This is a genomic window from Maribacter aquivivus, assembly GCF_900142175.1.
In the GTDB taxonomy this organism is placed as follows: Bacteria; Bacteroidota; Bacteroidia; order Flavobacteriales; family Flavobacteriaceae; genus Maribacter; species Maribacter aquivivus.
The window spans coordinates 851,732-876,610 of the sequence record NZ_FQZX01000002.1; the positions used below are offsets into that span (position 1 = coordinate 851,732).

Consider the following 24,879-nt stretch of genomic DNA (forward strand, 5'->3'; position numbering starts at 1 on the left):
ACATGATTGATACTGTGTTAAACTTGTAAAGCTGGTCTTATCATTAAAAAAATAAAAAAGCAGCTCATCATTTACTCATAACATACCGAATTTCAGAATTTTACACTACCTAAAGTTCCTATCGCAATTAGGTCTCTAATTCAGAAAATAGTAATTCATTTAAGTTAATGTCATTCTTATGTAACCAAGGTTACATAAGAATGATTTTCTTTGCGCTTTCTTTAGCGGTTTTGAACTTGAATTAAATAGATAATGAATTTACTATATGACCCATGGCCATGGTATGTGGCCGGACCTTTAATTGCCCTAACGATGTTTATTCTACTTTATGTAGGAAAACAATTTGGAATGTCTTCTAACCTTAGAACCATGTGTTCTATTGGTGGTGCTGGCAAATACTCAGATTTCTTCAAGTTTGATTGGCGAGCTCAACGGTGGAATTTGGTTGTTGTAGTTGGTGCTGTAATTGGCGGCTTTATCGCTTCCCAATTTATGTCTGATAATACAGTGAAAATTAATCCTGAAGTTGCTCAACAACTTTCTACCGATTACGGAATTGAAAGTGCCGGAGAAGCTTATTTACCAACTGAACTTTTTGCTTCTGAACATCTTACAGACCCATTTGTATTGGCAATTTTAATTATTGGCGGATTCATGGTGGGCTTTGGTGCTCGTTATGCCGGTGGTTGCACCAGTGGTCATGCCATATCTGGACTCAGTAATTTACAACTACCCTCACTTATTGCCGTAATTGGTTTCTTTATTGGTGGCTTGGTTATGATTCACCTTTTATTCCCCCTAATATTCAGTTAATATGAAATATATAAGTTATTTAACCATAGGTATCTTTTTCGGTATCATCATGTATAAATCTGAAGCAGCATCGTGGTTTCGCATTTATGAGATGTTTCAATTTGGATCTTTCCACATGTATGGTATCATAGGCTCTGCACTTGTTATCGGTGTCATTGGTGTTCAAATCATCAAAAAATATAAGATTAAGGCGATTGGTGGTAATGAGATGAATTTACATCCAAAGACCAAAAGTGTTGCCCGTTATTTAATTGGCGGTATTATTTTCGGATTAGGCTGGGCGTTGGCAGGTGCTTGCCCCGGACCAATGTATGTGCTTGTTGGTGCAGGCTACTCCTCTATTCTTGTTGTTATTGGTGGAGCGCTTTTAGGCACTTTCGTGTACGGATTAGTAAAAAATAAATTACCCCACTAACTTAATAAAGTGGTTTAGCCTTCGGCGGATAGCTTTGGTGAAAGCCACAACCACCCTACCCCTAACAGAAAGAGGATATAAAACAAAAATTGAGAAACAGGACGGTCCACAACAACCGTCCTGTTTTTTTGAGTTTTTTTTGAGAACTGTTTTTTATTAGCTGCTATGTTCGTGGTACTAGTTAAAGCTTTCCAATCATTCTTTTCAAATACATAATATGAAAAGTCTGTACTATCATTTTCAACTTTTAATGTATTCCACCCTGTTTTCTTCGGATAAACAGTGCCTGAATAGTGACTTGGCAGTAATGCCATTTGAATAAGTGATACCGAAATACTATCTTCATTTATAATATTGAACTCCTCTAAGTTTGTTTGAACTTCAAAATGAAATGGCTCATCTTTTCTTGGAATTTTAGTATTGGATTCCCATGAAACTGCCTGCCCTTTCTTCTTTGCAATCTTATCTAAAATGGTGGTCCATACATCATGGTATACTTCACTTTCTCCATTCAACAAAAGCTGATAACTATTTAATAGTGATGTGGTTGCAATTTTTCCATTACCCATTTGTCGATACGCAGCAAGGTTTGATACTCCGTCTAAATCAATGGGCTCTACTGATAATTGTTCATCAAACTGATACGGGTACTTTTCTGTTTCTGCAGCAGAAGTAGGTAATTTCACAGTGTTAATCCTATCACGTTTAAATTTGAAATAGGCATCGCTGCTTCGGGTATTAAAAAGGAAATCACTTGGCTGAATAAATAGTCCTAAACCATGCTCTGCTATACTCTTTTCAAATCTAGATTTGACTGATTTCCCTAAACTCATATACGTTTCGGAATCTGTAATCACGATGTCAAAATTTTGCAATACCACATCAGTAAATTGATAAACCGGTTGTGTTGGCGTATTAAAGTATTCAAACTTATATTTTCCTTTTGTCAATTGACTTCTAACAATGACTTCATGTCCAGATTCCGCCAAGAAATTCTTCAGATATTTTGTCTCAAACGTGGGGAAGGTATTTAAGATCAGAACACGTAATGGTTCTTTTTTTAGCACTTTTATTGGAATCGGATTCGTTTCTAAAATAACGCCAACACTATCTTTAACCGCTAATTGATAAACATAAGCTCCAGCTACTTTTGGACGAGTAGTTAGGTTAAAATCTACATTCTTATTTTCAATAAGCTGAATAGAATCTAACCCGTTACTTCTTGAATCTTGTAGTACTAAAAATGACTTTTCTATAGGAGTTGAATAACTACCTGAAACCTTTAATTCACATCCCAATACAAGTTGTTCTGTATAGTTCAATCTTGTAACTCCCATTGGCGCAGCATTTGGAATATAGGTTGTGGGAATACTATCGAACAAATAAAAATCATACGGCTCAATACCATCACCAAGTACAATAACATTGGTAAGGGAATCAAGCTCTTTACGAATCAATTTTACAGGATTATAATCTAAAACCTTTATACCCTTATAATAATTTAAAAGACTGTCTTTTACTACGGCATTATAATTATCGGTCAGCACTAATGCCTGACTATCATTAATCTCAACTTCTTTTGTGGGCTCTAGAATTAATATACCCAATGCCAAGATTGTTATCAAAGCCACAATAGAATTTACAACAAAACGACCCCTTTGTTTTGTTTGCCATTCTTTCCAAACATAAATATTAAAAACTACTAATCCGCAAAGTAAGATGGGGATTATAAGCTCTTTTTGTAAAAATGAGAAACCATCAATCATACACCTCTAGTTGTTTAAGAAACAATGAATTGATTTCGTCTATATACTCTTTTTTAGCTCCTGGTATTTGCGGTGTTTTCGGTAATGCTGATAACAATCCCTTTTGAACGAATTTATAATTATTCATTGTTCGCCCCGTATTATTCTCAATACGTTTTAAGCCTTGTAAGACTTGTAAATACTTACTTGGGTTAACTATTGCTAATTGCCCCAATTCATTGCCTGCAGCAGTGAAAAGTGCATTATCAGCCTCATTAAAAGTGCTTTCTTGCTGTATTAACTGTTCTAAACGAGCAACAGCATTCTCTAATGCTTCAAAAGGATTTTCCACCTCTTTGGTTTCGTTCTTTCGATAATTCTCAATATCCTTTATAGTGCCAGTAAGCCTATTTTCTTCTTTAATTGGCGGTGGGTCAAAACCAATTCTATGTACATAAATACGGGCACTGTTTTTTATTTCTTGAATAAGGGTCAGTGCATCATATTGAAATGGCAATGATTTTTCTGGTTCATTTAATCGTAAATGCAATTCGGCATCCCACATGATATTCAAAGCTTTTCGCAATTTTGTCTTCAACGATTCTTCAAATAAGGTAGATTCTTCTGGGTCATCATGATTATGAAGGTAGTCGTGCAAAGGGTCTTCTGCCTCTTCTGCTTTTTCAGCCGCAACCAAATTATGCTCATTATCACCATCATGGTCGTGCGAATATTCTTTTAAGATATTTTCTTGATCTTCAGCATGATCATGATCCTCACCTTGTTCATCACTTTTGATCTCAGCCGGAGCTTCTTCCATTTCAGATTCATCTCCCATAAACTGACCATACTTCAAACGCAGTGCTTTTTGGTCAAACCCCAGTTCATTACTTCTGGACTTAAATTCTTTGCTTGTAATGCTTGGCTTATCTTTTATTAACTTCTCGGTATCAATAATCAGCTGGCGTTGACTTCTAAAATAATCGGGCATTTGGTCAACGCCCAAAGTCCCTTCTACGCCAAATTGCTCACTCACGGTATCTTTTATAACTGCGAAATACGTTTCGCTACGCGCCACATTTCGCTTGGGTTGTTTTTCATCAAAGGCTTCAATGTAAAAATAGAGCTCGTCACCCAATTCCATCTTTAAGGCATTTAAATCTAGTGTTTTCGTAGCCTTCACCGATTTTACACCTTTCGAAATAGTTTCCTTGAAATTCAATTTCTCTTCCCTAAACTTCACCGATTCTCCCGATCCCTTACTCACGGTGGCTATGATATAGGCTTCGTCAATTCCGTAATCATCCGTAATTGCACTTTGTAGTTCGACAATCTTTGTATCTGAAAAATCAAAATAGGTGTATTGTTCTAATCCTAAAATCTCAATTTCTGGCGGATTATCGGGTATTGCTTCCAACGAGAATAAATCTGACGTAAATTCAATGCCTTCTTCATTCTTAAATTTAAAATTGTAGAAGCCTGATTCTGATACTACTTGCTGTATACGATACCCCTTTTCGCCTTTTTGCAACGGAATTAGTTCCCCCATTCGGTCTAGGTAGACCTCTTGAACAGGATTATCAAATTCCAACAACCACTGAACCGTAGCGCCAGCAATTGCCTTAATATTTGGGTTGCTTACCACAATGGTTCCTTTTCGTGTATAAGACGGATATGTAACACTAATATCTTGACTGAAAATTTTTGGAATGACGGACTTATCACTAATACTATCAGTTGCGACAAACTGAATTTGTGTTTCATTAGCAGAATTTCTTAAAACACTTTCTACGCTTTTAAACAAGTCTAATTTCTGAACCACAACTCCAAGTAATACCAACCCTAGCATAACTAGTACCGCCTGTTTCAATTTGTTTGGCGGTTGTATAGCACCAAGTCTTTTAGTAAGCTCTTCAGATACTTTATAGCGTTGTAACTTGGCAAGATTCGATAATGAATCTTCTGGTTGTAGTAACAAACCTGTACTAAAAGACGCCTCATCTATATGTGTATCTATATAATTGCCCGTGGTAGCTAAACTATGTTTCCAAGGCTTCTTTATTACTAGAATTATAACCATTGAAACTACAAAGCTTAAAATACCAACCCATAGATTTTTAGATACTAAATAGAAAAGAACGACAATGCCAACAGCATACAAAACAGCTTCTGCGTATGACAAGATTTGCCAACGCCTGTGAAATTTCATCAAGTGTAGTTTTCCTGATTCCATTACTGTGTTCGTTTATAAGCTACAAAGCGTTCTACAATTAATAACACCAAAAGAACAACCCATAAATACGGATTCAAACTCCAGCTGGCTTTGTGAGTTTTAGATGCTTTATTTTCTATGAAATTAGTTTTTAAGTCTGCTTCTGTGACTGAGCGAATATCTGCTTTAGCCTGTAGCTCTTTCACTTCTTTATTGACATCTAAAATACTAAGTAGGTTCTCTGTTAATCTCCCAGATACCGCATTTTCTGTGGTTATTCTTTCTGTTATATAAAATGTATTTTCATCTTCCCCTTTTATTATCAGCGCATTAGAAATGGTGTCGTTCTTAAATACAAGTTTTTTTCGAGCTGAAACTAAAGCAGGTTTAGTACTCAACCAAATCGTTAGATCACTTTCTTTATTCTTCAATACTTCGTTATCTAAGGAACTTTCGACTTTTATTTCTCTATTCAAATACGTTGATAAAGCTGCCAATGCTGCTGTTATATACCTTTTATCGGCACTTAGACTATCTGCATAAATCAAAGAAACTTCTAGAGCAGGTTGTTGAATTAAAGGGATTTTTGTTGAATTTGAGTTTGAACTTAAAACCTGTAAACTATCGCCATTAGATGTCAATTGGTATACATCTCCTAATTCAATATTCTTCGTTGCTATTTTTGAAGCTACCGGACTGTTATTGGCTGTAAATAATATTATATTTTTCTCTTTCTGATATGCTAATAAAGGCATCTCAACAATTTGTGTCGAATCCAAAACAATCCAGTTGATATCATGATTCGTTTCGGGTCTAGCTCCTTTTAGTCCTTTTGCATATCCGTTGCTAAAAACAATAATACTATCTGTTTGTAAAGCATCCATTTCTGATGCTAGCGACCAGTAATCTGCACTTCTAAAATCTTCTGAATTAGTATATTCAATATTGTTTATGGGTAACCCTGATTGTAAAAGTCTTATTTCTTGATCTGCCTGCAAATCATTAAAACGAGCCATGAATTTTTCATTCTTTGCAAATTCAGGTTCAACAATATAAGTCAGTTTGCTGTTGTTCACTTTGGATTGCCATTGCGGTTTTGCCATGACCAAAGTAATCAGCGAAATAATCGCCATACGCAATAGCAACAACCACCATTCGTTTAATTGAATGCTGCTGGATTGTCTCGATTTTGATTCTGATAACAATTGCACGCTACCAATCTTTATAGTTTTCGCTTCTTTCTTACTCCATAAATGGATAGCTATTGGAACTAAAAGTCCCAATAAAGCCCATAAATACGAAGGTTGTGCGAATGACATATTAACCGAGTCTTTTACGTTGTTTTAAAAATAATTGTAATGCTTCACCCAAATGTGCATCCATACGAAAGACATAATGATCAATTCCGTTCGAAAGCAATTCGTCTTTGACCTTTTTCAATCTGCTTTCAAGAGCAGCCAAATATTCTGTTTTAGATTTTTCGGTATCTACTTTTACTCGTGCTCCTGTTTCCAAATCTTCAAAAGTGATATTCGAACCGTAATCGAAATCCATTTCTGCAGAGCCCATAATTTGAAGTACGACCACTTCATTTCTCGCAGATTTTAATCCTTTAATAAACTTTGAAATCTCCTCACCCGTTTCATACATATCCGTCAAGAAAAATATCAATTCTTTTCCCCCTCTATTTGGTATGCGTTTATTTGAAATATGGGTTTCTGGCCATTTACCAGTATTTGAAAGGTTGATGAGTTCTAGCAATAAGCGATTGTAATGCTTTTTATCTGCCTTAGGGTAAATACTGACCACATCATTTTCATTGAGTGCGAAAAGACCAACAGAATCACCCTGCTTTTGTGCCATGTAAGCTAATGTAGCTATTAGTACACGGGTAAAATCCATTTTAGACAAGGTATCTTCTTTATGTAACATCGATGCGCTGGCATCTACGATGAATTTTATGATTACCTGACTTTCAATTTCAGATTGCTTGATATAATATCTACCGGAACGCGCCAACATTTTCCAATCTAGCAACCGTAGATCATCTCCTGGTTCATAGCCACGGTATTGACTAAACTCCATTCCCGGACCAACACTGGCACTTCTATTTAATCCAGAAGTAAACCCCTCAACCACAATTCTGGATATCAATGATAGTCCCGAAACGGTATTGATGATTTCTGGTTTTAATAAATCGTGATAGTCTTGTTTTGCCATTTACCTGATAATCGAGATTTGATTGATTTTATGCTTTCGCCGAAATCAAAATTAGATTTATAATTCAGTACCCTTCGGGCTTGCCCCTATGTTGTTTATTTACCTTTTACTTCTATAGTATTTAATAAATGACTAGCAACTTTATCTGAAGTAATACCTTCTGCTTCTGCTCTAAAATTGACCAACACCCTATGGCGAAGTACTGGCAATGCCACACTTTTAATATCATTTAAGGTTACCGCTAACCTACCTTCTAATAGAGCGTTAGCCTTTGCCGTTAAGATCATAGCTTGACCTGCACGCGGACCCGCTCCCCAATCTACCCAGTCTTTCACATAAGAATCTGTTGTAGTTTCCGGTCGAGTAGCGCGAATGATATCACTTACAAAAGTGATGAGTGCATCGCTTATAGAAATTTCACGAACAAGCTGTTGTAAACGCACTATATCTTCTCCAGAAATTACTTTATTCAGTTTCTTTTTAAAGGTTCCTGTAGTAGCTTTTAAGATTGCTTCTTCATCTTGCTTGGTTGGATATCCTATTTTGATATACAGTAAAAAACGATCTTGTTGTGCTTCTGGTAATACAAAGGTTCCTGATTGTTCTATAGGGTTTTGAGTTGCTAGAATAAAGAACGGTTTATCTAAGGGATACGTTTTATCGCCATAGGTTACTTCAAATTCTTGCATTGCCTCTAATAACGCTGCCTGTGTTTTTGGTGGTGTACGGTTAATTTCATCAGCCAAAATAATATTGGAAAAAATAGGACCCTTATTGAATTTAAAGAACTTTTTGCCCGTGGTATGGTCTTCTTCTAAAATCTCTGTCCCAATAATATCCGAAGGCATTAAATCTGGCGTAAACTGAATACGCTTAAACTTTAAATCGATGGCATTCGCCAAAGTTCTGATCATTAAGGTTTTTGCCAAGCCAGGTACACCTTCTAACAAAGCATGACCACCAGCCAAAAATGTAATTAGTAATTGAGAGACTGTCTCTTCTTGACCTATAATTACTTTTCCTATTTCTTGTTTTAAGGCTTTCAACTTACCTGAAAGCATTTCTACCTCATCTGCTATGCGCTGTAATTCTTTATCCATTAAAATCTGTTTATGAGGTAAGGGCATATAATACTATGTTGACCCCAAACCGTGTATTGTCTATTTTATACCAACGCTTGTTTCTAAAATCATAATCCCACTCGCAACCATAATCCTTATTACTATATAAGACTCCTATTCTACCGTTAACTTCTATTGCCTTTAAATAATCATGGACCAAATCATCGCCCCAGCCGTTCAGCTCTTGTGATGTGGTGGGCGGACCGTCTTCAAAATCGAAGAAAATAGAATAGATTTCGTGATCGTTGGGTATCTTTTTTAATTCGGACGGACCAAATATTTCCTCCATCTGCCTTTCAAAAGACTTTGCAAAAAGACCATCAATATCATGATTGCAATCATCGGCAAATACGAAACCGCCATTGCGAACATATTTTTCGAAATTCTCTTTTTCCTTCTTGGTAAACTCCACCAATTTATGTCCGGAGATATAACAAAACGGACTCTTGAAAATATCATCGCTTGCCAAGGTTATTATCTTTTCTTGAGTATTTACTTTCAAAGTAGTATACTCAACCAAAGAATTCAACAAGTTGGAAGGCATACGCTGATCTACATCCCAATCGCCGGATTCATACTGTAACCTAGTAAAGAAAAATTCGTTGTTCAAAAGTGTATGGCTTATTTTATAATGAAGCTGCAAAAAGAAAACTGGTTGTCGTGAAGTTTCACAAACAACCAGTTTTAATTATAATTCTATCACCTATACCGCATCAGAAAGACTGGTGAACGTAAAGTCGCGAACTTTCATATATGGTATTAAATTACCATTGATACGCACCTGTTTACCAAGCGTTTCTAAATTGTTTAACATGATTATAGGACTCTCATTAAACCTGAAGTTTTTTACAGGATATTTAATTTTTCCGTTTTCGATATAGAACGTTCCATCTCTAGTTAGTCCTGTATACAGTAAGGTTTGTGGATCTACGCTCCTTATGTACCAAAGTCTAGTTACTAGAATTCCTTTTTTAGTACTCTTGATTAGATCTTCTAAACTAGCATCACCACCAGCCATGATAACATTGGTTGGGAAAGGAACAGGATCAACTCCTTTTTCTTTTGCCCAAAAACGATCGTAAGCTAAATTTTTAACCGCTCCATTTTCTAACCAAGTTGTTTTCTTTAGCGGTTGTCCTTCTCCATTCCAAGTAGCTGTCGGCACTTCTGGATTCAGTGGGTCTGACCAAATATTTACACGCTCATCTACAATCTTTTCTCCTAATTTATTAGCTCCATCTTTACCAGACATAAAACTTCTACCCTCATCTGCAGAACGTGCATCTAAAGACCTAAACATATTACGTAACAAATCTGAAGAAGCAGCAGGTTCTAAAATAACCGTGTATTTACCTGGTTCAATAGCTTTTGCCTCTCTAGACAATACCGCCTTGTCAATCGCAGTTTTAGCAGCTTCGTCAGCATCAAATTTTGTTACATCATTAAAATCTCTAGAAACCCAACCAGAACCTGTACCATCATTAGTACGCATGGTTACTGTAAAATCTACATCGGTAGATTGATTATATGCGAACAATCCTTTTGAATTGATCATAGCACTAAAACCGGCAGAATCATTTAAAAATCCTGCTGCAGTTACATCTTTTGCATCTGCTGGAACAATACTACTACTAGCTACTTCTGCCCTGTATTCTGGGGTTATGTTAGCTGTTGCTTCACTAAAACTAATAGATTCATCGTACATCTGTGGACCCAAAGGCTCCATAAATTCTGGATTCTCTGGTGAAAGGTTTGCCAATTCCTCAGCTCTTCTTACCACTTTTTCTAACGATGCATCATCGAATTCGTCAATAGTTGCCGTACCAGATTTTTTACCAAAGCTAGACTGTACAGCCAAACTTTGATTGGAACTAAAACCTGATGTTGATACCGTATTACGTGCATATCTAATATTACCGCTATTATAACCGCTTAAATTAATCTCACAGGTATCGGCTTTGGAAAAGCTCAATGCTTTCTCCAATATTTTTCTTGCTTCTTCTTTTGTATAAATTGCCATTGTTGTTCTGTTTTAAGAGTATCCCTAATTAAATAGTTCTACCTGTGTTAATTACGTTTACATCATTGAACCTAGCGGTAGAACTACCGTGAGACACAGCACTAGATTGTGAAGGCTGACCCTTACCGTCAAAGAAAGTTCCAAACAAACGGTAATCGCTTTCATCGCAAATCTTAACACAAGAATTCCAGAACTCTTGAGTATTAGATTGGTACGCTACATCTTCTAGCATCCCAACAATTTCACCATCCTTAATTTCATAAAACACTGTACCACCAAATTGGAAATTGTATCGTTGTTGATCAATAGAATAAGATCCACGACCTGCTATGTAAATTCCTTTTTCTACATCTTTAATCATTTCAGAAATAGAATATTTATCCTTTCCTGGTTCTAATGATACATTTGGCATACGTTGAAACTGAACATCGTCCCAACTTTGAGCATAGCAACAACCATGAGATTCATTTTGATCGATCATATGAACTTGATCACGTATGGCTTGGAAATTTGTTAGTACACCATTACGTACTAAATCCCATTTCTTCGTTTTCACGCCTTCATCATCATACCCAACAGCACCTAAAGAACCTACTTGAGTTTTATCGGCAACAAGATTTACTACATCACTACCGTACTGGAAGTTTCCAGATTTTAATTTATCTAAAGATGCAAAACTTGTTCCTGCGTAATTAGCTTCATAACCTAATACACGATCTAACTCTAATGGGTGACCTACAGATTCGTGAATTGTTAGTCCTAAGTGATTAGGCTCTAAAACCAAATCATACTTACCGGCATCAACCGATTTAGCAGTTAATTTCTCTTTAGCCTGTTTTGCCGCAATGGTAGCATCTTCTACCATATCATAGCTATTTCTATATAAACGTAGACCTGCTGGTCCTTCTAATTTTTCAGATTCTAAGCCATCCATATATTCATAGCCCATACCTACAGGAGCACTCATGTTCTCTCTAGTCTTAAAGTTTCCTTTAGCTTTATCAATAGCAGTCACTCTAAACGTAGGCCATAATCGGTGAATATCTTGATCAATATAAGAACCGTCTGTAGAAGCAAAATACTTCTGCTCATTAACCATGAATAAAGCAGAGTTAACATAATCAGCACCATTGTCCAATGCAGCTGCGTTTGCAGTTAACAATAAATCTACTTTTTCTGAAACCGGTACCTCTTTGAAATTCTTTTTTATAGGTGTTTTCCAAGAAACCTCACCGTATGCATTTACAGGGGCTAGTTTAACTGGATCTTTTTGAATTTTTGAATTTGCTTTTGCAATAGCAACTGCCTGCTCTGTTGCCTTTTTAATTCCGTCTGCAGTAACACTATTTGTTGATGCGAATCCCCAAGTGCCATTAGCTATTACACGAATACCAATACCAAAAGATTCTGTATTCACTACATTTTGTACTTTATCTTCTCTAGTAAACACATACTGGTTTAAGTATCTACCAATTCTTGCATCTGCATATGTAGCACCTAAAGACTTGGCTGTATTTAGGGCAACATCTGCCATGTTCTTTTTAATCAAGACATCCATTCCTGGTTCTAGTAAAGCTTCCGTCGGGATATCATTACCTAGCAATAATGAAGGCATCATTAAAGCTCCGGCACCCAGCCCGGCGTACTGTACAAAATCTCTTCTTTTCATGTGTTAGTTTTAAATTGGTTCTTTATAATCTAATATGCAACCCCAAAGAATAACATATATAGTGAGTTCATTATGTATAGTTTTGGTTCTCGTTTTGTGAAATGAAAATCAAAAATTTACCAGAAGTTGAGAAGCGTATACTACACCATAAATTCTAGTCCTCTAAAAATAGACAGGGTTTTGTAACAATTATGTTAACCTTAACATAAAATATAACGGAAAGTGATGTTTTTGGGAATAATGGAAAAATAGGGGGGTGATTTTCTGTTCTTCGGAAGGATTGAGAAGAATAATTGTTATTGAATATTTAGAAGGATTTGGGATTGGTGCGAAATACTATTTTGTCAAACTTACACGACAAGGAAAACCAAAATGTCCAGATATTGGTTCACTATTAGCGTTTATTAGCTTAAAATCAGATAGCATTGAATCTAAAATTTTAATAATTTGAGATTTTATAATTTCTTCATCGGTCTGAATTTCATAATTTGAGACTAATCCATCTTCATCAAAGTAAAATTTAAACCAAATATTATATTCTAACTCTTTATTTTCTATTTGTTCCCAATCAAAGTATTTAAAAATATAGGTTGTTATCTTCCTCTTCGAACATGAATTATTACCCCAATTATTTAATAAGTCTTTACAGTCCTTGTAAACAAAGTATTTGCCAGTCTCCTTTGCGTGTTCTGTATCGACTTGAGAAAAAACCAATTGAGAAATCAGTAATAAAGTGATTTTAAAAAATTTTCTCATAGTGATTTAAATAATGGTTTGATATCACCCCACCTTTCAGTACATATTAAATGAAATATCAATAATCTCGAATCTACAGAATAACAATGCCTTTTTTATTCTTCAACTATAAATATTACTTTCTTTTTTTTTGATGTATTATAAAAATCTTTCGATTTTAATTTATTCTTTTTGAAAGATAAATTTCGTTTGAAATTTGATTCAAAATGATATATCGTATTAATATCAATACCTGTGATTTTTATAAAATTCAATTCTGAAATTTCAGTCAATTCTATAGATATGAGTGAACCTTGAAGAGAAGTCTGTACTATCGGATTTTCTATATCTTTAAATTTACTTTTTGGAATTTTCACTAATCCGTTATCTAAATCTCCATAAAAATACTCTTCGTTGTATTTAATATGTACAAATGCAAAATCTTCTTGTGTATCAATAATTTGAACAATCAAAGTGTCAGTTTTATTTACGCGATCATAAATTTTGGTAATTTGATTATCACTTTTGATTGCCTTTTCAGAATCTCCGAAACGTAAGAATAATCTATTTCTTTTTATTTCATAATTTCCTTCGCCATACCAAAGTTGTCCGTCATCAGTGTTATACTTATGCTCAAAAGTTTTTGATTCTGGATTTAAAAAATACCTGTTACTAAACATCGAAGAATTTTCCTGAGAGAAAACCAAAGTATCTTGCGCAAATAGTTGCATAGAAATAAATACAAAAATCGAAAACAGAAACTGTTTTTTCATAATCAAGGATAAGATTCTAGATGAGTACATGTTAAATACGTTCTTTTATTCGCTTATTTATGTATTCAGAATTTAAAAGAGATAAATAATCCAATTCAATCTCCATCCATTCCACCGATGTAGCAACACCTTTAATGATATTTATATTTTCTCTTCTTTTTTGAAACATGTTTATCCATTCGTCCGCTAACTTATTACCGAATTTATCTAGGTACTTTTTATTGATTGGAAACTCGAAATGATGTTTCATAAATTCCAAGTAGTCTTTATGCCTAAAAAACCAAATCTTGTTTAAGACTATATTTTCATTAACAAGAATTTTTTGTAATTCATAAAACTGCTCCAAGACATTGGGATAAAATATAAACAATAAATTTTCAGAAGATTCTCTTAGATTTTTGGTGATTAATTTTTGGATAAGCTTATCATCAAGAAGTTCTTCATTATTTATAATTTTCTGTATTTCATCACCTATTTCACTTTTACTCTGAGACTCTTTTCTAATTATGTTTTGAATATTAAATATTTGTAGGTTCATAGTTTCAGAAATAATTTTGGAAATATCATTTTTTGAAAAGCCCCAATCCACAAAGAGTATATCTAATTCTCTCATATTTTCATTTCGTTTTTTTTCCAGTTAAGCAGTAGATGTATTATACATACAATGAACACAAATACTAACACTTTACCAGTTATTCCAATCATTACCTGTCCTATATTCAATCCAAAACTCCAGTCACTTGGTAAATAATCTCGATGTAATGAAGTTGTTATAATAACCATCATTTCAAAGGATACCAAAAATATAAGGCTTAGTAATACTCTAGAAAATAAATTTTTAGCTATTCTTTTATACCATAGTAGCTGACTTAACAAGACCCAGAATAGTGGCTGTAACCAAATTCCAAACGAGTATTTCCCTGTTAATCTTTGAATAAAAGCTATTTTATCCATCTCATTTTCTATTTCTACGTAAGAAATAAAAAGTCTAAAAATCCATAATATCCCGAAAACTATACCTGAAAATATTACCACTTTAATTGCTGTTCTATCAAAGTCATTTAAAAACTCTTTATGTTTTGAAAAGTATCGAACCAAAAAGAATGCTATACTATAGAAACCAAAAGCAATGATTATATCAACTCTAAGTATTTCGGAAATAAAATGAAGTGATTCTATCAATTCTAAAAGTTATTTTAAAAGTGCTCAAACTTTGAAGTAAATATCATTTTTCCTCAATCTCCTCTACCGATGCATCTTATCCAGAATATTATTCAATATTACCACTACCCTTCTTTTCTCTCTTTTCTTTAAAAAATAGATTTAATCCATAAAGCATTAGTGCAAACCCGACCACCGAGTGAAGTGTATCTAAAATAAAATTTTCATTTATATAATCTATAAATCTGTCCGTCCTTAAAATCAAAATTCCAATAACAATATATACTTTAGATGATAATGCTCTCCAATCAAATTTCCAATCGTTATTAAGTGAGAAAAGTTTGTTCTCTGCTTTATAGTATAAATAAATACCATAAAACAAAGCTAAACCACCAATTAAAAATGTAATCCATGATGGTATTAATTTACCTGAATTATCTCCAAAACCTAAAAGGGTTATAAATAAGCCAAAGTAAATAAGTTGGGATGAAGTCTTCATTTTTGAAGTTTGTAATAATTACCTAACGTTCAGTGATTATTGAAATTGCGCGAAATGCATTGTTTTCACCTTAGTAATCTTTTTATCTACTTTTCTTTCTATTTTTTTACCCTCAATATTTTTCCATTCACATATTGAAAAATCAATTGATTTCCATGTTCGTCATAGCAAATCTCTTGTCCGTTTTTCTTCTTACCAGAATATTGACAACTATAGATTAGTTTTTTCTTTTCAAACTGCTCAACTAAAATCTTTTTCCCGTTTTCGTCATAACTTGATATTTGAATCCACTTACCTGATTTTGGATAATAAAACTCCTTTTCTTTTGACCAAGGCTTATATCGATTATAGTCGGTTCTGAATATTAGTTTTCTGTCAGAGCCTTTAAAATATTGATAATCAAACAAAATTATTCCATCATTATAAACTTCTTCAAAATAGACTTCTCTTTTTCTCCTTTTCATCTGAGTAACTCCAGTAAAACGGGCATTGTCTGAATATTTATAAACCAAATCATTTTCAATATAGACTTCATTTATATCCAAGGTATCCTGAGAACATACTTTTTGAAAAACTAAAATGAATACTAAAAAGTAAAAGCATTTAATGTGATTCATAACAGTTGCTGACTTTAAAATATGATTATCTAAAAATCCCCTACCTATGCATCTTATCCAGAATCTCAATAATCTCGGTTTTCTTACGGACGGATACCGGAACATTCTCTCCGTTCTTCAACATTAAATAACCACCATCGGTTTTTATATAGGCGCTGATGCATTGAAGATTCACTAAATGACTTTGGTGTACGCGTACAAAATCGTGACTACTTAAAAGGTCGGCAAAGTACTTTAAAGTCTTTGTTACGAATATCTTACGTTTATCTTGAAGATGAAAAATAGTGTTATTGCTATCAGATTCACACCGAATGATATCATCTAAACTAACAATGATAATCTGGTCTAGCGTGTGTAACGATATTTTATTGGGTTTTTTCTCCGGAGCAGAAATTGTCTCCTTTAAAATCTGTAGTCGTTCTTTATTAGGCTGCAATTGCTCTTTTGCTCTAGATATTGCCAAACTCAAATCTTCGTTTGAATAGGGTTTTAATACATAGTCGATTGCGGCAAATTTAAAGGCACGTATAGCAAACTCATCACTTGCGGTTACAAATATAATCTTGGATTTTAAATCGGGGAAAATCTCTAAAATATCAAACCCTGTACCATCACCCAGCATAATATCCAAAAACAAAATATCTGGTTGATTTTTACGCAAAACCTTGGCAGCTTCCACTACACTTTGTGCTGTGGCGATAATTTCAATATCTGTATGTTGCGTCTCTATATCCTTCTTTAAAAGGGTTAAAGCGTCAATCATGTCTTCTACTATTATCGCTGTATGCATAGGTTTCTAATAATCTGTTAGTAATGGTATTTTAAAGGTAATCTTGGTGCCATCAATGCTACCATCTTCATTCTTAATTTCACTTATGTGCAGGGTATTCTTTCCTGCTATTGATTCTAATCGTTCTTTGGTCACGGTCAATGCCATTGATTGATGGTCTGTTTTTGGCTTTTCATTTTGCGATTTAAAAATACCCAAACCATTGTCAATTATACTGCAATGCAAATGTGTTTTAGAAGTAGTAAACCCAATCGTAAGTTTACCTGGCTTATCTCCTTTTAAAATTCCATGTCTGATAGCATTCTCTACAAAAGGCTGAATCAACATTGGCGGAATTAAAATTTCTTCTGCATCAGGGTTGGTTTGAACATCAATGGCATACTCAAAAGGTTTTTGTGCCATCAGCTTTTCTACTTCTATATAATGCCGTAGCGCCTTAATCTCTTGATCTAAACTGATATGCTCCTTTCTTGAATTCTGAAGGGTTTCTCTAAGCAGAATGGCAAAGCTATTAATGGTCGCATCCATCTTTTCTGGTTTTGTTCCTGCCATAGCTTTTACCCCATTTAAGACATTGAATATAAAATGCGGATTCATCTGTAATTGCAATGCTTTCTGTTCTAAGGTTAGCAGGTAATTCTGAGTTTTCAAGCGCTCTTGTTCTGCTTTGTTCTTTGCTTTTATCTTACGAATGTAAAACAAGCCAATACCTAATAACACTACAATAGCCAATGCCAAAACAGACCATTGAAACCAGTCTTTTTTATACAACGGACTATCAATAAAAAAGCTGAATTTTATTGGCTCGCTTTCTTGCCATCTATAATTTCTAGATTGAGCAGAAAAGGTATGCGCACCATAAGCTAGTCCTGCAAAATTCTGTTTGTTTTCTTTCACCCACGGACTCCAGTCGGTATCATCTAATTTTGTTCTGTATTCTATTTCATTTGGGTGGTCTACATCTACCGTTCTAAATGAAAAACCTAGTTGCGTTTGATCGGGAGTTAGTTGCAGTACCTTGTTACTATTCGTCCAGTCTTTTAGAACTATGGAATCTATATTTTTATATCGCTCCTCTACTCCCGTAAAATATACCGTTGGTGGTAACGATGCTTTCTTACTTTCACTTGGTATATGTTTTGTCAACCCATAAATGGCACCGAACCATAGATTACCTTGTTCATCTTTATCTACCGCATTTAAACAGGTTTCTATCCCTAGAAATCCGTCATTTCTACCAAAGTGGTATACGTCTGCAATTTCGTTGTCTTTGTTCAATTCTATTTTATCGACTCCCCTTTCTGAGCCTGCCCACAGATACCCTTGATCATCAAAAATGAGCTGATAGATGTTATTTGAAGATAAATTCTTGCTTCCTTTTAATTGTTGAAAATTTACGGGATTGGTACTATTTGCATACCAAATACCTTTACCAGAAGTACCTAAGTAGATAGTTTCTTCATGGAAAAAAATTGTACCAATAGCTGTTTGCTGCTCCAAACCAGTTTTAATACTCGTCACCTTATTATTTTCTATATAGCCCAAATGACCATTTTGTGTGGAATACCACAGCTTACCATCTGGACTTTTAACCATGCCTTTTATCAGCATATCAGTAATGCCATTTCGCTTAGAAAAGGTTTTTCTAACCACCAGGCTGTCATTGTCAGAATAGTAATTAAATTTCACAATACCATGAGCATAAGTAGCTGCCCATATAAAATCATCATCGGCAATTACGGTACGCACCCAATCTGACGGAAAGCCTTTGCTTTCATCAATAATATGATTGGTGGTTCTTTCAACGGAAACCGTATCTATCTGAATTAAAAAAGTTTCGCTCGACGAGAACACCAAACTGTCGACCATTTTAGTTTCTCGAAATAGCAATCCCCTATTATCTGAACCTGCCCAAATATTACCTTTTGAATCACTATCAATCGTTTTAATCTTAACATCGAAAAATGTACCCTTAGTTGGTAAGGAATTAATTCCCGAGGAATCTATTTTTGCTAAGCCAGCTTCTGATGTGGAAAACCATAACCCGTCTGCTGCATTATGTACGGCATATACGCGATTTCCCTTAAGACCTGATCTTTGGTTATAATGCTTAAAGTTATTCTGAAAGTACTTGTAGAATCCGCCACCAGAAGTTGCAATCCAAAGGTTGCCGTTGTCATCATTTATGATTTTTCTAATGTGTGGTGTTGCTAATCCGCTAGATTTATTTAGTCGTTTTAGCTCAGAGAATTTAGTGGTCTCAACTATTGTAATTCCATCATTATCTGTGGCTATCCAAAGCTCATCTGTATTTTGAATGGACATTGAATTTATACGCGATGGCTCTGGCATTAGAAACTGATTATCAGTATTCTCGCTGTCCATTATAAAAACGCCATCGTCAAAAGTCGCTGCCAGTATTTTGTTATTATGATGAATGACAGATTTAAAGTTATTTACCTCAACCTTAGTCTTTTCAGCAGCTGATTTGCTCAATGCATTCAGCTTCCACAAACCGTTATTTGTAGCTAACCAATAGTAATTTCCATCAAAAAGTATGGAATTGATTTCGCTAGAATCTATTTCAGCATTGATAGCAACCTTACTTAATTCTTTATTTTTAGAGTAGCTGTAGAGTCCTTTTTTAGTACCCACATACAACACATTTTCAGCAATATAGAATTGAAGAATTTGTGGGGAATTAAAATTTACGAAGTTGTTTTTGACTTTTATAGATAGTCCTTTTCTGGTTCCCACAAAAAGGGAATCGTTTGTGGTATATAAGGCATCAATGTAATTAGAAAGCAAACCGTCACTTTCATTCCATACCTCAAAAGTTTCTCCATCAAAATTTGCCAATCCGCCACCCTGGGTTCCTAACCACAGGTAGCCCATTTCATCTTGTAGCACATCATAAACCTGAGATTGTGGTAAATCATCTGCAATGGTATATGCTCGTAGCTGACTGTTTTGAGCAGCTACGTACATTGTTCCAAAGAAACAAAATACCAATAAGACGTATGTTCTAAGCAGATTCAAATATGTATTCTATTTTAAGTAATTATCTAACGTTGTTATGTCTATAATATTTGATATAATATAGGGTCTTGAATGTTTGTGTTTTGGTACTCACTATTATCATCAGCCTGCAAAATAGGTGCCAATACGCAGAGTACAGTTGTTTTCCCTTTTATTATTAATTTATTTCCCTGGACAGTACTTCTCCAACGGAATTTTTCTATCGGAATGTTCAATTTAAACAGTACCTCAGCCATTTCTGGAGATTCTGAAATCCAATCCATTATTGCCTCTTTGTCTTCTAAAGTAGGTATATCGGTAACAGCATCAAAAGTAAACTCCCAATCTACCGGAATATTAAATTTAAAACTATAGGCTTTGCCAAACGAAGACTCTTGTCTTGTTTTCAGTGCCGTAAACCAATCGATTTTTACATTAGGGTATTCTTGTTCAAATTCTTTAGCAAGATGCGCAGGTCCTTTAGATTCTGCTGTTGGATAATACCCGTAATAGGGTTTTGCCAAATAGTGATCTGCATATTTACCACCGAATACATTAAAATAGGACGATGCGATTACTTGCGAAGCTTTAAACGTATTTTTCAATTCTTGAAGCAAAGGTTGATTTTCTCCTAACCCGCAAGAATGAAAAATAATCTTAGAACCACTGGCAGTGTTATCATACATTGTTTCTATACTGTAATCTTGTACTGCATTTTGCAATGCGCTTACGGTAATTCGCTCTCCTGTTTTAGTTGTCTTTAAAGACATACCCAACCAGGCATTGCTATGACTTACAATATGTATTTCTTTAAAACGCACTTGGTTTTCCCCTGCATTATTGAGATAACTTACAATCTCATCAATAGCATATAAGCTATCTACAATTGGCATTCCTTGCTTTTCAAAATACTGCTTAGCATTGCCGTAATAGGTGTTAACACCTTCATCAAAACCAGCAATAAAAACAATAGCTTCTTGTACTATTTCTTTTTTGGTAGGTGAAGCAAGTGCCGCTCCCGACTGTTGCGAAAACGGCTTCTTACTACCTAGCATTAGCACATAAACCAATACTATAATTAAACACTTATTCATAGCTATTTTTTAAAAGTCTATACTTACTACAGCATCATCTTTGATCTCACTAACTTCTTCTTTTTTAGTCAACTTAGATCCGTTCCATACATACGAAGTGGTAATGAATTCTACGTTGTTTTGTGCCAATGCATCATCTAGTGTTTTGATGTTTTTTGTAATGGTCGTTTTCAACAAAATAGTACTCTTAACGCCTTGCATATCCGAAGGAAAAACAAAAGACTCAGTCTTTAAATAATTGGTATCTGCATAATCTATTAAACTTGCCACTTTTAAAAATCTACCATTATTCCAGAATACATAGCTCTTACCTACCTGGTAGCCCGTATCTGCATCGGCTAAATCTACTGTGATTACATCTTCTACATTGAACAAACCTAAACTACCGTGGTTTTCTATATGAACCGGAATCGCAGCAAGACTATCTAATACCATTTTATCTAATTGTTGTCCGTTTTTAAAGGCACGTAACTGGTATTTTGTTTCTGTAACTCCCGCTTCGTTTTTAGCACTACTTTCATACCCATAAACAAACTTTACTTGGTTGTCCGCAATACTTCCAAAAGATTTTTGAGCGATCATACCTCCCCAAACCCATCCGGTTTCATTGCCTGTGGTTACTCGGTACCAGTGACTATTGATGCCATCTATTTCTTTAGAGTACATGCTTTTTTCCCACAATACCATTTTAGTTCCAATATCTAGAAGTGTTACTTTTTTACTTCTAACAGATGGCTTTTCACGAAGAAATACTTTGTGAGCCAATAAATACTCATACGTTAATTCTTCTGCAGGAATATCTTTATCCATCACTTCAAATTCTACTTGCTCTACACATTGGGCGAACATGTTTACAAATGCAAATAAGCATAGGAATAAGGCACTTTTCTTTAAATTTTTCATAATTCTAAATTTTAAGGGTTATTAATAATTAATTGCTGTTATAGCGTCTTCAGTATCAAAATCATCGTCGTTCCAGGCAATGCTTCTAAGTACTTTAATGTCTTTAATAGTAGCTGTTTCTGTGTATTGTAATGCTGCTCTTAGTATGGTTCCTTCTTTGCCAAATGACTGGTTAGGAAAAATGTAGTGTATGTCTGAAATAGGTTCGTAGGCATACTCATTTTTTATACTTGGCAGCGCTATAAAATCATTGTCATTACTTACCAAATAATAGAACTCTTCTGTGCTTGAACAGCAAGCATTATATTCTAATGTTACTTTTAAAATTTCATTGATATCTTCTAGGTCAGGATTGCTTAAAACTGATATGCGTATTTCATCTAATAAACCGAAATCGGCAATTGACAATGTCGCAATATGCCTTTCTGGATTGTTTGATTCGATTACGTCTACCAACCAAGTGTCTTTGTCTTCTAGACCACTACTTCTTTGGTTCGTGACATCATACGTATCTGTTAATTTAAATTCTTGTGCATTGCTGATACAAATGCTGAATAAAAAAGCGAATAGGATTAAATTTTTCATGCCGTTTATTTTTAGTTGTTTTCTTTCTACACTACTAAATTACAGTAGAGACAGGGCTTTTATAAGGGTGTTCTAGTATTCGTAGCACCTCATCTAGAATTCGTTGAATATGCTGTAATTATTCAGTTTACATCTGTTCTTACTTGATATTTCAATAAAGAAAAAGAGCCCATTTAAAAAGTAAACATTAGATATTATAAGAAGGCACGAAGTAATCTACCAACTAGTTAGAGATTGCTTCGTGCCTAGCAAAGACGTTTTTATTAAAACTGCTTACTGAAAACTGGTACTGCCTACTTTTTTAGTGTTATTGTCATTTCTTTATTAACTGATCTTAAACTGATTTTCTCCATTTCTGATTGTATGGTTTCATCTATCAACCAGCTACCATTTTCTAATTTCTCCACACTAACAACCTTGCCTTCTGCATTGAATTTTATGCGTAAGCTTTCATACTTTTCTAGGTATTGGGTTATTAGTTTATTATACATCACTTTGAACTCCATCGTCAATTGTCTTTTTACATTCTTCGCTATTTCGTTTTCAAAATCTATGGTAAAAGTGTGCTTGAACTTGCTACTTTCTTTTACCTCTGCTTCTGCACCAACGGCTGAATTATTTACATTATCGGGTATTGGCAACGGTTGCTTCACTTTAGTCAATGTGCCGTCTTCATTTACTATGGCTTCATCTACCGCTACAAAAGAAGTGTAGTTGGTAAGTAGGTTGTATTTCAACCCCAATTCAATTACTTCTGCTTTTACGTCTTCATTAAACAAGTTGCTGTAATCATCTAACTCCCCTATTTTCTTTCTTGCCCATAAGTAACGTAATGCTTTGTTTTGCTTACTTAAATGCCCGTCAGATACATTATACACTTCTCTAAATCGTTTTTTACCTTGATACCCGGTTACTATAATTTTACCCTCAGCCTTGCCTCTATATTTACCGTGAACAATAACTGGTCTGGCAGTAAATACATCTGGTATGCTCTTTTGGGCAAGGTCATACATATCAAAGCCTTTCGATTCAATTTTTACTCGTGTCAATAATGGCGTAGAAATGTATTTAGCAAAGTCTTTAGCTACTTCTGCCGCTTCTTCTGATGTGGTTGCAATAAATGATTCGCTGTTCGACACTTTAGCCATACCCTCAATTAAATATCTATTCACGCTAGATCCTATACCGAAGGTGAATACATTGGCTTTATCCAAATTTGAGCTGATCAGCTCAAAAGCTTCTTTTTCAACACTAACATAACCATCTGTAATAATGACCATTGAACGCGCACTACCTAAATCTTTTCTTGGTAATTTATAGGCTTCGTGTAATGCACTTAATAATTGGGTACCACCACCGCCTTGACCTTCAGATAAAAAACGAATAGCTGCTTCAATATTCTGTTCTGTCGATTCTACGGGTGCAGCACTGAAAACAGTTGAACTAGAAGCGAATAACTGAACATTGAAGGTGTCGCTCATTCGTAAATTACAAAGTAGGTTTCGCATTAATTGTCTTGAGACTTCTAAAGGGTATCCGTTCATAGAACCTGATACGTCTACAATAAACAAGTACTCACGTGAAGGAATATCGTCTAATTCCACATTTTTATTTGGCTCCATTTGATAGGTAAAGAAATTCTCATCTTCCCCTTCATATATCAATAATCCTGTTTGTATTTGATTACCTCTTAAGTTATAATTCAAGATAAAATCTCTGTTCGACGGATTTATATTATCCTCGGATAAAAAGACTTCTGCTGTTTTCGCATCAGGAAGCTTTACAGTTACATTATGACTTGTACTATTTATATTCTGAATAATCATACCCGCATTTAGGGTTACTGTCATATCAAAATCAAAACTATCTGCAATACCCTTTGCCGTATAAGGCATATTGAAACTTTCTTCTTTTTGAGTACTTTCTCCCGTAAACCTGGGACCAACAATACCTGGTGCTACAAATTGATATTCCCCATTTACAGGTACCAATATTTCTGTGTAATAGATATCTATGGCAATTTCATCACCAGGCATAATATTACCCACATTCATTTTAAACACATTGGGTCTGTCTTGATCTAGCTTCGCTGCCCGCTTGCCTTCGCTTAAAGCCGTTTCATATACTTTTTGGGCTTCTTGCTTTTCAAATATTTTGGCATTGACAATTCTATTGCCAGTAGTCATCTGCATTTTATGAACCGCTGCTTGTGTAGAAAGCGGAAATACATATGTAGCTTCTATTGCCCCTGCCCCTTTATTTTGATATACCTGTGTTACCCGAACATGAGCAATAGTACCAGATATTTCAACTTCTGTTTTTGAAGACTTTAAAGGTATTACGGCATCTTCTGTAGATACCAATAAATACGGACTATCATTATCTTGAGAAAAGCCTGTGAAGATGGTGCAACACAGTAAAAAGGTGTAAAGTAGTTTCATGATCGTAGTTTTAGATTATTATTATTTGAAGTCAAATCTAACTGCGAA

At 34.7% G+C, this 24,879-nt stretch carries 22 protein-coding genes; 2 read left to right on the forward strand and 20 right to left on the reverse strand.

The annotated features are described in order from the left end of the window. The first annotated feature begins 252 nt into the window (after window positions 1-252). A complete protein-coding gene (locus BUC31_RS14320; protein WP_027067569.1) occupies window positions 253-813 on the forward strand; it encodes a YeeE/YedE family protein in 561 nt (186 codons plus the stop codon). A gap of 1 nt (window position 814) precedes the next feature. Then, the gene (locus BUC31_RS14325; protein ID WP_027067570.1) at window positions 815-1,228 is read left to right on the forward strand and encodes a DUF6691 family protein; all 414 of its coding nucleotides are present in this window, start codon (window positions 815-817) and stop codon (window positions 1,226-1,228) included. A 14-nt stretch (window positions 1,229-1,242) separates the two neighbouring features. Here the strand turns inward: BUC31_RS14325 and BUC31_RS14330 are convergent, their stop codons facing one another. The 20 genes from BUC31_RS14330 to BUC31_RS14425 all read right to left on the reverse strand — a co-directional run bounded on the left by BUC31_RS14330 (window position 1,243) and on the right by BUC31_RS14425 (window position 24,831). Further along, the gene (locus BUC31_RS14330) at window positions 1,243-2,994 is read right to left on the reverse strand and encodes a hypothetical protein (RefSeq protein ID WP_073245336.1); all 1,752 of its coding nucleotides are present in this window, start codon (window positions 2,992-2,994) and stop codon (window positions 1,243-1,245) included. Then, window positions 2,987-5,182 (reverse strand): tryptophan-rich sensory protein, encoded by a 2,196-nt coding sequence (locus BUC31_RS14335; protein ID WP_244534054.1) that lies wholly within the window; start codon window positions 5,180-5,182, stop codon window positions 2,987-2,989. Before BUC31_RS14335 ends, BUC31_RS14330 begins: the two co-directional genes overlap by 8 nt. 23 nt (window positions 5,183-5,205) lie before the next feature. After that, window positions 5,206-6,504: a BatA domain-containing protein gene (locus tag BUC31_RS14340; RefSeq protein ID WP_073245338.1), complete on the reverse strand. Its 1,299-nt coding sequence runs from the start codon at window positions 6,502-6,504 to the stop codon at window positions 5,206-5,208. Window position 6,505: 1 nt separating this feature from the next. Continuing rightward, entirely contained in the window at window positions 6,506-7,405 is a 900-nt protein-coding gene (locus BUC31_RS14345; RefSeq protein WP_073245340.1) for a DUF58 domain-containing protein, read from the reverse strand. Window positions 7,406-7,500: 95 nt separating this feature from the next. After that, window positions 7,501-8,505 carry an AAA family ATPase gene (locus tag BUC31_RS14350; RefSeq protein WP_073245979.1) on the reverse strand — a complete coding sequence of 335 codons (1,005 nt, stop codon included), beginning with the start codon at window positions 8,503-8,505 and terminating at the stop codon, window positions 7,501-7,503. 10 nt (window positions 8,506-8,515) lie between these two features. Beyond that, window positions 8,516-9,136, reverse strand: coding sequence for a DUF4159 domain-containing protein (locus tag BUC31_RS14355; protein WP_073245342.1), 621 nt, complete (start codon window positions 9,134-9,136; stop codon window positions 8,516-8,518). 93 nt (window positions 9,137-9,229) lie between these two features. Further along, the gene (locus BUC31_RS14360) at window positions 9,230-10,546 is read right to left on the reverse strand and encodes a TldD/PmbA family protein (RefSeq protein WP_027067577.1); all 1,317 of its coding nucleotides are present in this window, start codon (window positions 10,544-10,546) and stop codon (window positions 9,230-9,232) included. A gap of 28 nt (window positions 10,547-10,574) precedes the next feature. Next, a complete protein-coding gene (locus BUC31_RS14365; RefSeq protein ID WP_073245344.1) occupies window positions 10,575-12,215 on the reverse strand; it encodes a TldD/PmbA family protein in 1,641 nt (546 codons plus the stop codon). Between the two features lie 336 nt (window positions 12,216-12,551). After that, window positions 12,552-12,971: a hypothetical protein gene (locus BUC31_RS14370; RefSeq protein WP_073245347.1), complete on the reverse strand. Its 420-nt coding sequence runs from the start codon at window positions 12,969-12,971 to the stop codon at window positions 12,552-12,554. Between the two features lie 95 nt (window positions 12,972-13,066). Then, a complete protein-coding gene (locus BUC31_RS14375; RefSeq protein WP_139251974.1) occupies window positions 13,067-13,723 on the reverse strand; it encodes a hypothetical protein in 657 nt (218 codons plus the stop codon). Between the two features lie 31 nt (window positions 13,724-13,754). Next, complete coding sequence (locus BUC31_RS14380; RefSeq protein ID WP_073245352.1) at window positions 13,755-14,336, reverse strand: nucleoside monophosphate kinase; 582 nt, start codon at window positions 14,334-14,336, stop codon at window positions 13,755-13,757. Further along, window positions 14,333-14,905, reverse strand: a complete 573-nt coding sequence (locus BUC31_RS14385; protein ID WP_073245355.1) for a hypothetical protein — start codon at window positions 14,903-14,905, stop codon at window positions 14,333-14,335. The genes BUC31_RS14380 and BUC31_RS14385 overlap by 4 nt, the downstream gene beginning before the upstream one ends. Window positions 14,906-14,993: 88 nt before the next feature. Beyond that, the gene (locus BUC31_RS14390; RefSeq protein WP_073245357.1) at window positions 14,994-15,383 is read right to left on the reverse strand and encodes a hypothetical protein; all 390 of its coding nucleotides are present in this window, start codon (window positions 15,381-15,383) and stop codon (window positions 14,994-14,996) included. 98 nt (window positions 15,384-15,481) lie between these two features. Beyond that, complete coding sequence (locus BUC31_RS14395) at window positions 15,482-16,000, reverse strand: hypothetical protein (protein WP_073245359.1); 519 nt, start codon at window positions 15,998-16,000, stop codon at window positions 15,482-15,484. A gap of 40 nt (window positions 16,001-16,040) precedes the next feature. Beyond that, entirely contained in the window at window positions 16,041-16,790 is a 750-nt protein-coding gene (locus tag BUC31_RS14400) for a LytR/AlgR family response regulator transcription factor (protein ID WP_073245361.1), read from the reverse strand. Window positions 16,791-16,796: 6 nt separating this feature from the next. Further along, entirely contained in the window at window positions 16,797-19,778 is a 2,982-nt protein-coding gene (locus BUC31_RS14405) for a sensor histidine kinase (RefSeq protein ID WP_073245364.1), read from the reverse strand. A 92-nt stretch (window positions 19,779-19,870) separates the two neighbouring features. Beyond that, window positions 19,871-20,902, reverse strand: a complete 1,032-nt coding sequence (locus tag BUC31_RS14410; protein ID WP_139251975.1) for a hypothetical protein — start codon at window positions 20,900-20,902, stop codon at window positions 19,871-19,873. 9 nt (window positions 20,903-20,911) lie between these two features. Next, complete coding sequence (locus tag BUC31_RS14415; RefSeq protein WP_139251976.1) at window positions 20,912-21,805, reverse strand: SH3 domain-containing protein; 894 nt, start codon at window positions 21,803-21,805, stop codon at window positions 20,912-20,914. A 21-nt stretch (window positions 21,806-21,826) separates the two neighbouring features. Further along, entirely contained in the window at window positions 21,827-22,390 is a 564-nt protein-coding gene (locus tag BUC31_RS14420; RefSeq protein WP_073245369.1) for a hypothetical protein, read from the reverse strand. Between the two features lie 293 nt (window positions 22,391-22,683). Beyond that, window positions 22,684-24,831, reverse strand: coding sequence for a VIT and vWA domain-containing protein (locus BUC31_RS14425; RefSeq protein WP_073245371.1), 2,148 nt, complete (start codon window positions 24,829-24,831; stop codon window positions 22,684-22,686). Window positions 24,832-24,879: the final 48 nt, after the last annotated feature.

Excerpts from the sequence above, each read along its gene's own strand:
- BUC31_RS14345 (WP_073245340.1), bottom strand. The coding sequence starts at position 7,405 with ATGGCAAAACAAGACTATCACGATTTATTAAAACCAGAAATCATCAAT.
- BUC31_RS14375 (WP_139251974.1), bottom strand. The coding sequence starts at position 13,723 with ATGAAAAAACAGTTTCTGTTTTCGATTTTTGTATTTATTTCTATGCAA.
- BUC31_RS14380 (WP_073245352.1), bottom strand. The coding sequence starts at position 14,336 with ATGAGAGAATTAGATATACTCTTTGTGGATTGGGGCTTTTCAAAAAAT.
- BUC31_RS14425 (WP_073245371.1), bottom strand. The coding sequence starts at position 24,831 with ATGAAACTACTTTACACCTTTTTACTGTGTTGCACCATCTTCACAGGC.
- BUC31_RS14330 (WP_073245336.1), bottom strand. The coding sequence starts at position 2,994 with ATGATTGATGGTTTCTCATTTTTACAAAAAGAGCTTATAATCCCCATC.
- BUC31_RS14370 (WP_073245347.1), bottom strand. The coding sequence starts at position 12,971 with ATGAGAAAATTTTTTAAAATCACTTTATTACTGATTTCTCAATTGGTT.
- BUC31_RS14410 (WP_139251975.1), bottom strand. The coding sequence starts at position 20,902 with ATGAATAAGTGTTTAATTATAGTATTGGTTTATGTGCTAATGCTAGGT.
- BUC31_RS14420 (WP_073245369.1), bottom strand. The coding sequence starts at position 22,390 with ATGAAAAATTTAATCCTATTCGCTTTTTTATTCAGCATTTGTATCAGC.
- BUC31_RS14340 (WP_073245338.1), bottom strand. The coding sequence starts at position 6,504 with ATGTCATTCGCACAACCTTCGTATTTATGGGCTTTATTGGGACTTTTA.
- BUC31_RS14320 (WP_027067569.1), top strand. The coding sequence starts at position 253 with ATGAATTTACTATATGACCCATGGCCATGGTATGTGGCCGGACCTTTA.
- BUC31_RS14360 (WP_027067577.1), bottom strand. The coding sequence starts at position 10,546 with ATGGCAATTTATACAAAAGAAGAAGCAAGAAAAATATTGGAGAAAGCA.
- BUC31_RS14415 (WP_139251976.1), bottom strand. The coding sequence starts at position 21,805 with ATGAAAAATTTAAAGAAAAGTGCCTTATTCCTATGCTTATTTGCATTT.
- BUC31_RS14365 (WP_073245344.1), bottom strand. The coding sequence starts at position 12,215 with ATGAAAAGAAGAGATTTTGTACAGTACGCCGGGCTGGGTGCCGGAGCT.
- BUC31_RS14405 (WP_073245364.1), bottom strand. The coding sequence starts at position 19,778 with ATGTACGTAGCTGCTCAAAACAGTCAGCTACGAGCATATACCATTGCA.
- BUC31_RS14350 (WP_073245979.1), bottom strand. The coding sequence starts at position 8,505 with ATGGATAAAGAATTACAGCGCATAGCAGATGAGGTAGAAATGCTTTCA.
- BUC31_RS14335 (WP_244534054.1), bottom strand. The coding sequence starts at position 5,182 with ATGAAATTTCACAGGCGTTGGCAAATCTTGTCATACGCAGAAGCTGTT.
- BUC31_RS14325 (WP_027067570.1), top strand. The coding sequence starts at position 815 with ATGAAATATATAAGTTATTTAACCATAGGTATCTTTTTCGGTATCATC.
- BUC31_RS14400 (WP_073245361.1), bottom strand. The coding sequence starts at position 16,790 with ATGCATACAGCGATAATAGTAGAAGACATGATTGACGCTTTAACCCTT.
- BUC31_RS14390 (WP_073245357.1), bottom strand. The coding sequence starts at position 15,383 with ATGAAGACTTCATCCCAACTTATTTACTTTGGCTTATTTATAACCCTT.
- BUC31_RS14395 (WP_073245359.1), bottom strand. The coding sequence starts at position 16,000 with ATGAATCACATTAAATGCTTTTACTTTTTAGTATTCATTTTAGTTTTT.